The sequence below is a fragment of the Pseudomonas sp. LM13 genome (genome assembly GCF_041381355.1).
Classification (GTDB): domain Bacteria; phylum Pseudomonadota; class Gammaproteobacteria; order Pseudomonadales; family Pseudomonadaceae; genus Stutzerimonas; species Stutzerimonas frequens.
Genome location: NZ_JACBXH010000015.1, coordinates 36710 through 50850, shown reverse-complemented (window position 1 = coordinate 50850; position 14141 = coordinate 36710). Strand labels below are relative to the sequence as shown.

Here is a 14141-nt window from a genome sequence, read left to right as displayed (position 1 = left end):
CTGGAAAAAGTGGAGACCAACCATAGACGAAGACGCTACTATTTTTGAAATTTAGTCTTGTGATGTTTCGGATTCACCAAGTGAATATCTACAACTTCGACCTCAACCTGCTCCGCGTGCTCGACGCCCTGCTGCGTGAGCGCAACGTCTCGCGTGCCGCCGAGCGCCTGTCGCTCAGCCAGCCGGCGGTGAGCAATGCCCTGGGTCGCCTGCGCGAGCTGCTCGATGACCCGCTGCTGGTGCGCGTCGGCCGGGCCATGCAACCGACGCCGCGAGCCCTGGCGCTGGAGGCTCCTATCCGTCATGCGCTGCAGCAGATCGAACACAGCCTGATCGCCGGCGAGGCCTTCGATCCGGCGCGCAGCCATCAGCGTTTTCGCATCGCCGTGACCGATTATGTGGAGCTGATCTGCATGCCGGCGCTGATGCGGCGCCTGGCCGAGCGGGCGCCGGGCATTCGGCTGGCGATCCAGCACCTGACACCCAGCCTGCCCACCGAGGCGCTGGACAATGGCGAAGTCGACTTGGTGCTGGGACGCTTCCTCGACGTGCCATCGCGCTTCCATGTGCGCCACTGGGCCAGCGAAACGCTGCAGGTGGCGGTGCGCCGGGATCATCCACTGGTGACGGACGGCCTCGACCTGCAAGCCTTCCTGCGCCTGCGCCATCTCTGGGTGCACGGCGGTCAGACCCGCGGCATGGTCGACCAGTGGCTGGAGGGCCAGGGGCTGGAGCGCGAGGTTGTCTACACCACGCCAAACTATCTGCAGGCCGCGCACATCGTCGCCAGCAGCGACCTCGCCGCGGTATTGCCGACGCAGCTGGCGCGCCATTTCGCCGACCTGCTGCCGCTGCGACTGTTCGACCTGCCGTTCGAACTCGGCCCCTTCGAGCTGGATATCGTCAGCGTGGCGCAACGGCAGAATGATGCGGCGCTGCAATGGCTGATCGAACAGATCATGGCTTCACGCCGAATCTAGCCAGGCCGCTCAGGTATAGCGGCACTTCAATATGTTCACAGGCGAATAATCTTTTAAAGCGCAGCGAACTAATATCAAGCTGCATCACCGTTCGTCTCAAGTCTTACCAAAGCTTGAACTACACCTTCCCGACAACCCTCAGAGTTAATGAGGCGTCACTGGCTGTTCTTAAGGTAAGCCAAGCGCTATTAAACCGAAACCAAACAACTCCGCGGAGGCAATTATGGCTGACAATAAAGACAGCATGAGCGTGAACGAAGCCGGGCGAAAAGGCGGCGAAGCAACCGCAGCAAGCCACGACAAGGAGTTCTATCAGGATATCGGCAGCAAGGGTGGCCAGAACAGCGGTGGCAACTTCAAGAACGACCGAGAGAAGGCATCCGAAGCAGGCCGTAAGGGTGGCCAGAATAGCCACGGCGGCGGCCGCAACAGCTGATAGTCAGCGCAATGAAAAACGAGGCGGGAAGTTCATACTTTCCGCCTCGTTTTTCTTAAGGGATAACTACAAATACGAAACTCGATAATTAAATCATCAGCACACAGCACTTACGATTGTTATTCCCCATACTAAGCTCGCAACAAAGCGCTCACCCGATCTGTCGAAGCAAGAGCAGGGTTAGTCTACGCGCGTCCGCAATATGCAATCAGTCGGGGCATTCCGAATCGTATATGCAATTGACAAGTTTCCACGCAGCAGGCAGATGCTCTCATGACCACTCATATCATCCATTTCACTGCGCCAATCAACGCCGTGAATACGGCTCAGCTGATCAGCCACTGTACCCAGGCCGTGCAACAGGGCGCGTCCGAGCTGGTGGTCAAGATCGCCACCATGGGCGGAGAATGCAGCTATGGCTTCTCGCTTTACAATTTCCTGCGCACTCTACCGGTTCCCGTCCACACCCATAACCTTGGAACGGTCGAGTCGATGGGCAACATCGTGTTCCTTGCCGGGCAGCGCCGAACGGCCTGCCAACATAGCAAGTTCCTGTTTCATCCGTTCCACTGGACACTGAACGGCTCGGTGGATCACGCGCGGATATCGGAATACGCGATGAGCCTGGACCGGGATCTGGAGCTATACGCCCGTATTGTCGCCGAACGCACTCGCGGCGCCGACGAGCAGCTGGACATTCGTGCCTATCTTTGCGGCGCACCCAGGATCCTCGAACCCGACGACGCGCTGCGCTGCGGTCTCATCGATGCGGTGGACGAGCTGGCCCAGCCGATCGACGCTCGATGCTGGTGCGTTCCCTGCTGAGCAGTTAGAACGGAGTCAGCGGCGTGTGCTTGTTTCATCGTCTGACAGGCAACAAAAAACCCGCCGTAGCGGGTTTTTTCTGACCATTCCGAATCCTTCCGGTTGCCGTCCTGGCGATGGTCGATCCTCCTTGATCCTGAGCGCGTCCTGCACTTCAGAGACGGGCAAAGATTAAGCTGCGCGGTGGCGCAGACAAAGCGCCAATGGCTGAGCTGCGTGTAAGCCTTTCGCTATGGCGAGCGCTGCAGTCGATGCAGCGCGGAAAAGCAAAAACCCGCCGAGGCGGGTTTTTTCTGACCGTTCCGAATTCCCTTCGAGTGCCGTCCTGGCGGTGGTCGATCATCCTGATCCTGAGCGCTTCCTGCGCTTCAGAGTGGGTGTAGATTAATTACACGCCGTGGACGGCAAAAGGGTCGAACGCCGCCGCCTCTTGTAAGCCTTTTGCTATAGCGGCAGAAAGCGGAAACTTTCAGACCCCAGCCGCGCCTCGCAGTCGCCCTGCAAGGCCCGATATAGAGCCTTCCAGCGCAGATGATGCAGCGTATCGAGGGCGCATCGTGGCGACGAGCTGCAGCACTCGCAACACGTCGCCAGCAAGCCGTACTTAGTCCCTGGCCAGGTCAACCAGCGGCTCGTCACGAATTTCAGTCTCGCGACCGGCCTGTACCGCTTCGATCCGTTTGCGCGCGGCGTCGACCGCGGCGCTATCGGCCAGCAGCTCATAACTCACGCGAAAGTGCTTCTGCTCGCCCGGCTCGATCTTCGGCACCAGCCCCAACGGCCGTTGATAGCGGCGGTTGTAGGAGAAGCTGGTACCCGGCTCGAGGCCGGTCACGTAGCCCTGCTTCTCGGTATCGGTGTTCTTCCACAGCGAGAACACCGGCAGCTCGGCGGTATTGAAGCCGACACTGACGCCAAGATTGCCGGCGCGGTTGTGCAGCATGGTCAGGGTCCGGCCCTGTTCGTCCGCATAGGGCACCACGTTGAACACCGTCTCGTCGTAGCCCCTGGTCGGACCACGGTAGCGCTGCCAATCGCCCAGCTCCTTCGCCGCGCGGGGGTTGAACGGTGAGACCTGCTTGACCGGCGCCACGAAGCGCGCGCCCTCCTCCAGCAGCGGCGTGCCGAAATTGGTGTGGTACAGCACCTGGTATTCCTTGGCATAGTCGCCCTGATTGGTCAGCGTGTCGTGCAACGAGAATCCGCTGCGACCGGGCTCGGTGCTGAGCTCGGTGAGGATCGCGAAGTCGAGTTTCTTGAAGGCCTTTTCCTGTAGCTCGCCACGCAGGCGAATGACATAGGGCGGCTTCTCGTCGATCTGCAGCACCACCTGCGAGGCCGGAATGTTCGCCGCACGGCCATGCAGCGTGAGCAGTTCGCCGTTGTCTTCGCCGGGGTGGCCGACCCACTCGAAGCCGCAACGGGTGACCAGTTCGTTGAAACCTTCGAGCCACCCTAGACCGCCGCGCCCGTTGAGCTCGATAAAGGCCGGGTTGACTACTTCATCCACCGGCGAATCCCAGCCCAGGCGGACCTCGCCGGCCACCGCTTCCAGCACGTTCATGCCGCGTGTGGGTACAACGGTCATGCGCATATTGCCGTTGTCGATCTCGATCAGGCTGACGCCTTCCTGCCGGTCGCCATGCAAGGTACGCATGCTGACCGTGAATGGCTTCGGCGCGTCGATGCCTAGCTCTTCGCTGGTGATGCGCCAGTTCTTCGCCGGTTTGTCGGGTCGATCAGCACCTGTTCCCAGGCCATGGCAGGGGTGGCCAGGCAGATGCCCAGGCCGAGGAGAAGCTGCAAACGGGTCATGGGGGTTCCCTTTGTTGTTATGACTCCCGCTCAAGGTAGCTGAAACGTTTCATCTAGCAAACCAAAGCGGTTGCCGAATGACCGAAGGCAGGTGGAACACGTGTGCGGTAAGGTGTGATCGGAGCAGGCTTTAGCCTTTGCTGTAGCGACTCGGCTGCCAGTAGCCGCTGAGCAGCGGCAGCGCGGGACCACGCCAGCCGCGCTGACGAAGTTGACGGGCGATCAGCGTATTCATGATCTTGTGCCCCATCAGGAGCACGCTTTCATTGGCCTCGGCCAGTTCGATCAAACGCTCTGCCGCTGCGCTGGCACGCCTGGTGGACTCGCGGATGTGCTCGGTATGGCTGGCAAAGCCGAGAACCAGGCGGTGCGAAACACCAGGCGCCAGAAGCGCGACGGCAACAGCGGCAGGCCCCAGTCCGGATAAGGCAGGTGCGCCTCGGCGAACAGCGGATCGGGCCGTTCACAGCAGTCGCATCCCAGATGCGAGCGCGATTCGATGCAACGATGCAGGGAGCTGCAGACCACGATGCCAACCGAGCCTGCCAGCGCGACCAGACTGTCCGGGCGCTCGGCAGCGACGACCTCAGCCGCGTTGTAGCGCTCGACCCAGGTCTTCATGCCGACCGGCGTGCTCCAGCGCGCTGCACCGTGATCGGGTCTACCGTGCCGCACGAGGATGATCTGCATCTGACTACCGGATACACGGGGCCGGCCGCCAAGGCGCAGGCCTGGCAGCAGAGAAACAGGAAGAGAATGCAGCTTGTGGAAGCGCCCCGGCGCGCAGCCGGGGCGACAGGATCACTTGTCGAGTTCGTCCTGCTTTTCCAGGAATTCCTCTTCGAGCATCGCATCCTTGACGGCCTGTGGCGACTCGTCACGCAGGGGGTCATTCAGTTCACCGCCAGACAGGACCCGGCTGTCCAGCTTGCCCATCAGATGCTCGAGGGCGTGGTGCATCTTCTCGGCGGCACCATCAACGGCCAGCTGCATCGACTCGGCTTTGTGCGTGACGGAAACCGCCTGATGGCCTTTCGGCCGCGCCTCGATCTGGCAGCGCTTGTCGTCGGCGCCGGCCTTCTGCGCGTTCTCGTCGCTGATATGCACCTCGATGCGGGTGAGGAAATCGTCAAACCGTTCCAGGCGATCCTCCACGGTCGTGCCGACCCACTCGTGCAGCTCTACGCTGCCGGGAATGTGGTTGCTATTGACCTGAACATGCATACGACTGCTCCTGATAATTGACGGGTCTACGAAGATTCGAGGGGCCGGCCTCTTCGAAGGTTCAGGTGCTTCGTCCGGTTACCCGGCGCAATCGCGCCGGCGAACCGGTTTGCCGATCGCCGCCGTCTCTATCGGCACGCCCACCGAGCAGCCAACCCAGCACACCCCAGACAGCCGCACACATGGCGCCCACCAGCCCCACCAGCCAGACGCCCTGACCGACACTGTCGAGCAGGCTCTTGGCCCAGCCGCTCAAGGCATCACCGCCGCGATAGACCACGGTGTCGATGAAGTTCTTCGCCTTGTATTTGCTCTCGGCATCCAGCGGCGCGAAGAGCATCTCGCGGCCCGGGCGGACGAAGGCGTATTCGCCGACGCGGCGGACGATCATCACGGCAGCCAGCACGGCAAAGGTCGGAGCCAGCGTCAGGCCGATGAACCCGAGGCAGACGAGCGCCGGCACCGCGGCCAGCAGAATCCGCACGCCGAGCCGCTGCGCGATGCGCCCGGTGATGAACAGCTGCGACAGCAAGGCACCCGCCTGCACCACGAAATCGATCGCACCGAACACCCGCACCTGCTCGGCACGATCCGGAAACAGCTCGGCGACCAACCTTGCCTGTTCGAAGTAGAGAAAGGTGCTGGCGGTCGTCAGCAGCAGCACGAACGCCGCGATGCCGAGCAGATAGCCCGAGCCCAGCACCCGCGTCAGGCCACTGAATGGATTGCCCGCTACCGGTCGCCGTGGACTTTCGGCGTGTTCGGCTCCGGGGCGGCCGGCACCACGCAGTTCACGCCAAGCCATCAGGTAATGCTTGATGGCCACCGCGGCGGCCAGCAGCAGCGCTGCCAACAGCATCAAACCAAACTGTCCTAACACGCCCACCAGCAATGCACTGAGCGCCGGTCCGACCAGCCCGCCCACGCTGGCCCCGGCAGCGATGAAGGCGAACAGCCGGCGCGCCTGCGGCGCATCGAACACATCGGCCATCAGGCTCCAGGCGACCGAGACCACGAACAGGTTGTAGACCGAGATCCATACGTAGAACACCCGCGCCAGCCAGACGCTGTCACGCAGCGCGAAGAACAGCGCGGCAAACAGCAGCAGGTTGACGCAGAAGAAGCCGTACACCCAATCGATGTAATGGACGCGCGCCACCCGCGAGTTGAGCCAGGCGAACAGTGGCACCGCCACCAGCATGGCGATGAAGGTCGCGGTGAACAGCCACTGCAGGTTCTCGACGCCGCCCTGGATGCCCATGGACTCGCGGATCGGGCGCAGCATGAAATAGCCGGCGAACAGGCAAAAGAACAGGCCGAAGCCGGCCAGCGCCGCGCGGAGTTCGCCGGGGCGGGCATTGATCAGCGCGGCGAGGCGCGCAGCCGGAGCGACGGGCATTTGGCCCGGCTCAGCGGAAGGCGTCGACGATCATCTGCCGCTGTCGCGCATCGGGCAGACGGCCCTGGCCGGCAAGCAGGTTGTCGGCCATGTAGCGCGGGTTAGAAGTCGCCGGTATGACCGCGGTCACCGCCGGCTCGGCGAGGATGAACTTGAGCAGCAGCTGCGCCCAGGAGCTGGCGTCGATCTCCGCGGCCCAGTCCGGCAGCGGCTTGCCCTTGACCCTGGACAGCAGGTTGCCACGGGTAAACGGCCGGTTGATCAGCGTGGCGATGCCGTGGTCGGCGCAGTACGGCAGCAGCTGCTTCTCGGCGTTGCGCTCGCCCACCGAATAGTTGAATTGGACGAAGTCCACCTGCTCCTGCTTCAGGGTGTCCAGCAGGCGATCGTGGGCCGATTCCAGATAGTGCGTCACGCCGATGTAGCGCACCCGCCCCTCCTGCTTGAGTTCACGCAGCAGGCCGAGCTGGGTGCGGGTGTCCTGCAGGTTGTGCACCTGGATCAGGTCGATGACCTCGGTCTGCAGGGCCTCGAAGCTCGCCTCGATCTGCGCCAGGCCGCGCTCGCGACCGGTCGAAGACACCTTGCTGGCGAGAAACACCTGGCCGCGCTGGCCCAGGCGCTCGACCAGCTCACCGACGACGCGCTCGGCATTGCCATAGCTCGGCGCGGTGTCGATCAGCGAGCCACCGCCCGCGACCAGCACCCGCAGCACCTCGAGCAGGCGGTCCATGCGCGGATCGTCGAGGCTGACATTGTGCGTGATCGAGGTGCCGAGGCCGATGACGGGCAGCATCTCGCCGGTGGAAGGAATCTCGCGTCGACGCAGCCCCGCGGCTGCCCGCACCAGCGACGGTAGCAGCGGACCGAGCGCCAGCAGCGCTGCGGCCACTGCTGAACGTTGGATGATCTGGCGGCGCGTCGGCATGGGCGGAGTCTCCGATCAGTTGCGGTATCGACCTCTGAGTATGGTCGAGCCATCCCGCGATACCGGTCCAGCGACGTACGGAGCTTTTCCTGATGTTTCAGAGCGACGCGAAGCGTACGGAAGCGATGCCACAGTAGTGGCGATACGCCTCCATTTGCGCTTTACTGCGCCGCTTCCGATGCCTGCTGCGTTGACGGCGGGCTGATAACTGTCGAGACGAGCATGTCCTGCAACATACCCCAGTCGCGCCAGCCGAGCCCAGACGGCAAGCCACCTGCCGCGTCGCGCCCGCCCCGCGCACGCTCCCGGCTGAGCAGCCTCTGCTATGCCGCCGGACTGCTGCTGGTGTTCATTCTCAGCCTGCTTTTGCTGCCGAACGACAGCGGTCTGGGTCGGCTGCTTTGGGGCTCGCTGTAACGGCAGCGCGCCCGGCCTCAGGTGCGGAAACGGCCAACCAGTTCCGCCAGCGTCTTCGACAGCCCGGACAGCTTTTGACTGGCGAGCATGCTCTGCGAGGAGTAAGTGGCCGCCTCGTTGGACAGGTCACGGATATCTGTGATGTTGCGAGCGATTTCCTCGGTGACGCAGCTCTGCTCCTCGCACGCGGTGGCGATCTGGGCGGCCATATCGTTGATGCGCTGCACCGACACGGAGGTTTCCGCCAGCACCTGATCGACACCGGATGCCCGCTCGACACTGTCTCGCGCCTTGTCACTGCCGGTCTGCATGGCCTGTACGGCCTTGCCGACGCCACTCTGCAGGCGCTCGATGCGCGACTGGATATCCTTGGTCGAATCCTGCGTGCGCGCGGCCAGTGCCCTTACCTCGTCGGCCACCACGGCGAAGCCACGGCCCTGCTCACCGGCGCGCGCCGCCTCGATGGCGGCGTTGAGCGCGAGGAGATTGGTCTGCTCGGCGATGCCGCGAATCACTTCGAGCACCGCGCCGATGCTGGCGGTTTCCTCGGCCAGCGCACCGATGGTCTGCGATGCGCCTTCGACCTCCCCGGCCAGCTGACGGATCGACTGGATGGTGCTGCTGACGACCGACGCGCCCTGGCGTGACTGGGTTTCCGCCGCACGCGCGGCGTCCGATGCATTCTGCGCATTGAGCGCAACTTCGTGCACCGCCGCGCTCATCTCGGTCGCCGCGGTGGTCACCTGATCGACCGCGGCGTGTTCGCTGCTGATCAACTGATCGTTGGTTTCAGCCATCGCCGCCATGCCACGCGCGGCTGTCTCAACCTCAGCGGTAACCCGTCCGACCTCGGCGATCAGCGGCTGCAGCTTGTCGAGAAAACGGTTGAAGGCATTGCCGAGCTGGCCCAGCTCGTCAGCCGAATGCACCTCCAGGCGAGCACGCAGGTCGCCATCGCCATCGGCGATCTGCTTCAGCCGATCGAGCAAACGGCGCATCGGGCGCAACACCACCAGCGGCAGACCGAGGATGAGCAGTGCGCAGCCCAGCAGGCCGATGATCAGCACCACGGTCTGCTGACTGGATGTGGCGGCGCCCTCGGCGATCGCCGCCGCGCCCTCGGCCTCGGCGGCTGCGCCTTCGAGTTCACCGAGTTTGTCGATGGCATCGCGCATGGCATCGAAGCGCGCCTCACTGTCACCGAAGCTCAGCGCGCTGGCGGCCTGAGGATCGAGATCGACCTGCTCGATGACCCGCTGCGATACCGCGGACCATTGCTGAAAGCCGCCATTGAATTGCTCGACCAGCGCCAGTGCCTCGGCGCCCGGTTGCATGGCTGCGTACTTCTGCACACGGTCGTAGGCCTGCCTGAGGTTTTCCGCATGGCTGGCCTTGAGTGCCTGCACATGCTCGCCAGCATCGCTGTCGAGCAGGCTACGCTCGGCGACGAAGGCCTGATACAGGTCGCGATCGGCATTGAGCAGCAGACCGATGGCCGGCAGATGGCGTGTGGCCAAGACCTCGCTGGAGTCGCTGACGCGCTCGATGCCGCGCATCCCGAAAACGCCCATCAGCACCAGCAACAGGGCCAGCGCCGCAATGGGCAAGGTGATCTTCCAGCGGAATCCGAGATCGGTGAACAGGCGGGGCATGGCGTCGCTCCTCGAGAGGCTTTCCTTGATATCGGCTACAACAACTGCGGCAACAGGCCACCGGTCGACAATTGCACAGCCGCACGCGACTTCCGTTGCGCCACATCAAGAGCAATCGCCACGTCACCCACTACTTCCGGATGAAGACCATGGTTGCATGGCGATCTTCGACTCGGCGGTCGATAACGTGGCTGACGGTGACGGCGCCGAACGGGCGTACAGCTCGCGGCCTGAGCGCCGATAACAAAAAAGTAGCCTCTGATCGACGGCTGATCAGTGCGGGAGCGGCCGAGTTTCCCGCTTCCTATCCTCAAGCGCGAGTAACGCCCATGATTTCGCTCTCCCGATTCAAGCCAGGCCATACGCAATCCACCGGCACGACGAGCCTGCTCTGCTCGGCTCAGCAGCTCTCACAACAGCTAGCCACCCTGCGCTTCAACCCGACCTACATCGCCGGCTTCGTCTCGCCGCATGTGGATCTGGACGCAGTCGCCAGGCAGATAGCGCAGCGCTTTCCGCAGGCGACGATTAGCCTGTGCACCACTGCGGGTGAGCTGTCCAGCGAGGGCCAGCGGCTTTACTGTGCGACCGGCGCGCAGTGGGATCGGGTGGTGTTGCAGCTGTTCGACGCCAGCGTCATCGCCGCCGCTGAGATCGTCCGCGTGCCGCTGGAGTGCGAAGACATCCGCAGCGGCGGCCAGCGCCTGCCGATGGCCGAACGTATCGCCCGCCTGACTGCCTCGATCAAGCGTTTGCAGGTGACGATGAAGATCGACTACCGCGACACCCTGGCCAACATCTTCTTCGACGGCCTGTCCGCCTCGGAGTCGTTCTTCATGGAGGCCCTGTACGAGTCCGGGCGCTTTCCCTGCCTGTTCGTCGGTGGCTCGGCGGGCGGCAAGCTGGATTTCCAGCGCACCCAACTCCACGACGGCCAGCGCAGCTACCAGAACCATGCGCTGATCGTCTTCCTCAAGTGCGCCCGCGACGTCCGCTTCGGCGTCTTCAAGAGCCAGAACTTCGAGCCGACGCCGCTCAGCCTGAGCGTACTCAGCGCCTCCCTGGAGGATCGCTACATCAGCCAGGTGGTCGACGCTCGCGGCAACATCCGCACGATGGTCCAGGCGCTCTGTGAGGCGCTCAAATGCGCGCCGCAGGAGTTGGAGCAACGGCTCTCGGACTACTCCTTCGCCATCCGCGTCGGCGAGGAAGTGTTTGTCCGCTCGATCTCGCAGATCGACTTCGCCAACGAGCGCGTGCATCTGTTCTGCGACGTAGCGCCCGGCGAAGAGCTGATCATGGTCAAGCGCACGCCGCTGGCCGAAACCACCCGCCGCGATTATCAGCAATTCATGCGCAACAAACCCGGCAAGCCGATCGTGGGCATCCTCAACGACTGCATCCTGCGCCGGCTGAACAACGAACGAGCGCTCGGCAGCATGGACCCGGTGTTCGATGACGTGCCGGTGGCCGGTTATTCGACCTTCGGCGAGATCCTCGGCCTCAATCTCAACCAGACACTGACGGCGGTGTTCTTCTTCCGCACCAACGGCAAGGACGAGTTCCACGATGAGTACACCGACAACTTCATCGCCTACCACGGTGAATTCAAGGCGTTCTTCCTGCGCCGGCAGATCAAGAAACTCACCGGCCTGAGCCAGGTGGTGGTCAAGCAGATCGAGCAGTTCAAGCGCCAGGACTACAGTAGCGCGGTGGACATCAACGGGCTCGACGAGCATATCCGGCCGGTGTTCCGCGGCCTCGCCGACCTCGGTCAGGTGCTCTCGCAGGCCGACGAGGAACGCCGCTCGATGTCCGAACAGCTGAGTCAGTGCGCCACTGAACTGCACGGGTCGATGGACGACCTGACCCTGAACATCAACCAGCAGGGTACCGTCATCGAACAGGCCGGCAGCTCGGTCAAGCAGATGGTTCACCAGGCCGACGAGGTGGTCAGCAGCGCCCGCGACCTGGCGCAGTCGAGCCAGCGAATCCAATCGGTGGTGCAGACCATCCAGCAGATCGCCGGGCAGACCAACCTGCTAGCGCTCAATGCGGCGATCGAGGCAGCGCGTGCCGGCGACATGGGCCGCGGTTTCGCAGTGGTGGCCGACGAGGTGCGCAAGCTGGCCGAGATCACCGGCAAGAACGCGGAGGAGATCGGCACCGACATCGACCGCCTGGCCAGCGAGATTCGCGCAGTGGCACAGCACATCGAAACCCAGTCGGCTGGCGTCGGCTCGCTGACCGGACTGCTCGATGCGCTGGAAAATTCGAGCAACCTCACCGCCGGCACCTCACGCCAGACCAAGGGCGTCGCCGACCGGCTGATCGGCCTGACCGCGCGCTAACCAGCCAGGCGCGCGCGAACCTCGGCGTAGGGATAGGCCTCCAGCGAGGCGAAGCCGGGGAGCTGGCGCGCCTTGAGCTTGGCGAACACCGGTACGCTGATACCGCAGAGAAAGCGCGTCAGGCACTCGGCGCTCGGCACACCGCCCTTGAGCTGCGTGTAACGCTGACTGAATTCGGCGCAGCGGGCGGCCAGGTCGATCTGCTCCAGCGGCGCCAGTGTCGGCGGTTCCGGCAGCTTCGCGACCTGCCCGTTGCAAACCGAACAATGCCCGCAGCGCTGCGGCGCCTGGCGATCACCGAAGTAGGCGGCCAGCCGTTGACTCAGGCATTCGCGGGACTCGAACAAGGCCAGCATGTTGTCGATGCGAGCGATCTCGCTGGCTTCGTGCTCCTTGAAGTAGGCGTGCAGCTCGCCGCTCAGAGCCTCGGCATCGAAGTGCGGATCGAGCAGCGCGTAGACCTCGGTCATCTGCTTGCTCTCCAGCTCGATCCAGCCCTTTTCCTGGAAATACTCCAGCGCCTTGACCACCCGCGCGCGGTCGGCGCCGTGCTGCCCATAAAGCGCGTCGAAATCCAGCGTGCACCAGGTCCGCGCCCGCGCCGAGGTGTGCACGATGGCTTCGACGAACAGTCGCCGCTCGCCTTCGAACTTCGCCACCAGCGCCTCGGGCTCGAGCAGGTACTTGAAGCGGTATTCGGCGAAATAGGCAAAACGCGGGGCGATGATGCCGCGTAGCTCCAGCTGCACCAGCAGGGTTTTCAGCGGCAGCTGGCGGATGTTGCTCTGCTCGGACAGCTGGTTGAGCATCAACTCCCATTGCCCGCCGGCGCCAGCCTGCAGCAGCTCGTCGAGCACGCAGCGGATGCCCTCGCGTTCCGGCGTATCGCCGTAGACGAAGTTCTGTAGCACGCTGAGGCTGTCGCGATTGGCCAGCACCAGGCAATCGGACGGCCGCCCGTCGCGCCCGGCCCGGCCGATCTCCTGGCTGTAGTTCTCCACCGACTTGGGCAGGTCGTAGTGCACCACGTTGCGGATGTCCGCCTTGTCGACGCCCATGCCGAACGCGATGGTGGCGACGATGCAGTTCAGCTCGCCGGCCATGAAGCGGCGCTGGATCGACTCACGCACCTCGTGCGCCATGCCGGCGTGATAAGCGCTGGCAGGAAAACCGCGCTGCGCCAGGTGCTCGGCAACCTGCTCGGCGGTCTTCTGCTGGGTGACGTAGACGATGGTGGGCTGCCCGGCCCTGTCCGACAGCCATTCCACCAGCCGGCGCTGCTTGTGCAAGCCGCTGACCGGCTCCACCAGCAGATTGAGATTGGGCCGGTAGAAGCCGGTGGTCACCACGTAGTCCGTGGCGATCGAGAACTTGGCCTGCATGTCGGCGATCACCGGCGGCGTCGCCGTGGCAGTCAGCAGCAGTACCTGGGGAATGTTGAACTGGCGCTGGTAGTCGGGGAGCTTGAGGTAATCCGGGCGGAAGTTGTGCCCCCACTCGGAGATGCAGTGCGCCTCGTCCACTACCAGCAGTGAGATCGGCACCTGACTGATGAAGTGGCGAAAGCGCTCGTTCTTCAGTCGCTCCACCGAGATCATCAGGATCTTCAGTTCGCAGGACTTGGCCCGCGCCATGGTTTCGCTGGCCTGCTCGCGGCTCTGCGCCGAGTCGATGCTGCCGGCAGCGATGCCATGCCGCTGCAGAAAGGCCAGCTGATCCTGCATCAACGCCAGCAACGGCGAGACCACCAGGGTGAGATGCGGCAGCAGCAACGCCGGTAGCTGATAGCACAGCGACTTGCCCGACCCCGTGGGAAAGATCGCCGCCGCCGAGCGGCCGGCCACCACGGCGCGAACGGCCCGTTCCTGGCCGGGACGAAAGCCGTTGTAGCCGAATGTCTGTTCGAGCGTCTGTTCGATCATGCTGAGTCACTCCCTTGACTGGAGGCCGGAGGGTAGCAAAAGGAGGGAGACGGTACTGCAAAGCGGCTGATATGTGCGTCCGGTCGTCGGAGCGCGTGGCCATCAGCCCAGCGATGGCCCTGGGCGGGCCGGATGAGGCTTTGAGGAGGGCAAAGCGGGCCCAGCGGAAGGACGCATTGCGCGCCCTTCGCC

The 14141-nt window shown here is 63.6% G+C and carries 8 protein-coding genes and 6 pseudogenes; 6 read left to right on the top strand and 8 right to left on the bottom strand.

Annotated features, from left to right (window positions below; genetic code table 11):
- The first annotated feature begins 80 nt into the window (after positions 1–80).
- The 3 genes and pseudogenes from HZR81_RS11600 to HZR81_RS11590 all read left to right on the top strand — a co-directional run.
- On the top strand, positions 81–980 hold the full coding sequence (locus HZR81_RS11600) for a LysR family transcriptional regulator (RefSeq protein WP_500128165.1): 900 nt from the start codon (positions 81–83) through the stop codon (positions 978–980).
- 223 nt (positions 981–1203) lie between these two features.
- Positions 1204–1416, top strand: coding sequence for a con-10 family general stress protein (locus HZR81_RS11595; protein ID WP_500128164.1), 213 nt, complete (start codon positions 1204–1206; stop codon positions 1414–1416).
- A 264-nt stretch (positions 1417–1680) separates the two neighbouring features.
- Positions 1681–2241: pseudogene (locus HZR81_RS11590) on the top strand (ATP-dependent Clp protease proteolytic subunit); the annotation flags it as partial.
- Positions 2242–2845: 604 nt separating this feature from the next.
- Here the strand turns inward: HZR81_RS11590 and HZR81_RS11585 are convergent.
- The 5 genes and pseudogenes from HZR81_RS11585 to HZR81_RS11565 all read right to left on the bottom strand — a co-directional run bounded on the left by HZR81_RS11585 (position 2846) and on the right by HZR81_RS11565 (position 7607).
- A pseudogene (locus HZR81_RS11585) lies at positions 2846–4056 on the bottom strand (aldose 1-epimerase family protein).
- A 130-nt stretch (positions 4057–4186) separates the two neighbouring features.
- A pseudogene (locus HZR81_RS11580) lies at positions 4187–4746 on the bottom strand (histidine phosphatase family protein).
- A 111-nt stretch (positions 4747–4857) separates the two neighbouring features.
- A complete protein-coding gene (locus tag HZR81_RS11575) occupies positions 4858–5280 on the bottom strand; it encodes an HPF/RaiA family ribosome-associated protein (protein WP_017244747.1) in 423 nt (140 codons plus the stop codon).
- A 61-nt stretch (positions 5281–5341) separates the two neighbouring features.
- Positions 5342–6679 carry an NTP/NDP exchange transporter gene (locus HZR81_RS11570; protein ID WP_500128163.1) on the bottom strand — a complete coding sequence of 446 codons (1338 nt, stop codon included), beginning with the start codon at positions 6677–6679 and terminating at the stop codon, positions 5342–5344.
- Positions 6680–6689: 10 nt separating this feature from the next.
- The gene (locus HZR81_RS11565; RefSeq protein ID WP_500128162.1) at positions 6690–7607 is read right to left on the bottom strand and encodes an aldo/keto reductase; all 918 of its coding nucleotides are present in this window, start codon (positions 7605–7607) and stop codon (positions 6690–6692) included.
- Between the two features lie 222 nt (positions 7608–7829).
- Between HZR81_RS11565 and HZR81_RS11560 the strand changes: the two genes are divergently transcribed.
- Positions 7830–8024 (top strand): hypothetical protein, encoded by a 195-nt coding sequence (locus tag HZR81_RS11560; protein ID WP_102839411.1) that lies wholly within the window; start codon positions 7830–7832, stop codon positions 8022–8024.
- A 17-nt stretch (positions 8025–8041) separates the two neighbouring features.
- Here HZR81_RS11560 and HZR81_RS11555 read toward each other — a convergent pair whose 3' ends face one another.
- Entirely contained in the window at positions 8042–8821 is a 780-nt protein-coding gene (locus HZR81_RS11555; protein WP_500128185.1) for a methyl-accepting chemotaxis protein, read from the bottom strand.
- 78 nt (positions 8822–8899) lie between these two features.
- Positions 8900–9676, bottom strand: a pseudogene (locus tag HZR81_RS11550) (MCP four helix bundle domain-containing protein); the annotation flags it as partial.
- A gap of 140 nt (positions 9677–9816) precedes the next feature.
- Between HZR81_RS11550 and HZR81_RS11545 the strand changes: the two are divergent.
- Together HZR81_RS11545 and HZR81_RS11540 are read left to right on the top strand one after the other, a co-directional pair.
- Positions 9817–11160 (top strand): annotated as a pseudogene (locus tag HZR81_RS11545) (FIST signal transduction protein); the annotation flags it as partial.
- Between the two features lie 492 nt (positions 11161–11652).
- Positions 11653–12027: pseudogene (locus tag HZR81_RS11540) on the top strand (methyl-accepting chemotaxis protein); the annotation flags it as partial.
- Here the strand turns inward: HZR81_RS11540 and HZR81_RS11535 are convergent.
- A complete protein-coding gene (locus tag HZR81_RS11535) occupies positions 12024–13949 on the bottom strand; it encodes a RecQ family ATP-dependent DNA helicase (protein WP_500128161.1) in 1926 nt (641 codons plus the stop codon). The pseudogene HZR81_RS11540 and the gene HZR81_RS11535 overlap by 4 nt on opposite strands.
- Positions 13950–14141: the final 192 nt, after the last annotated feature.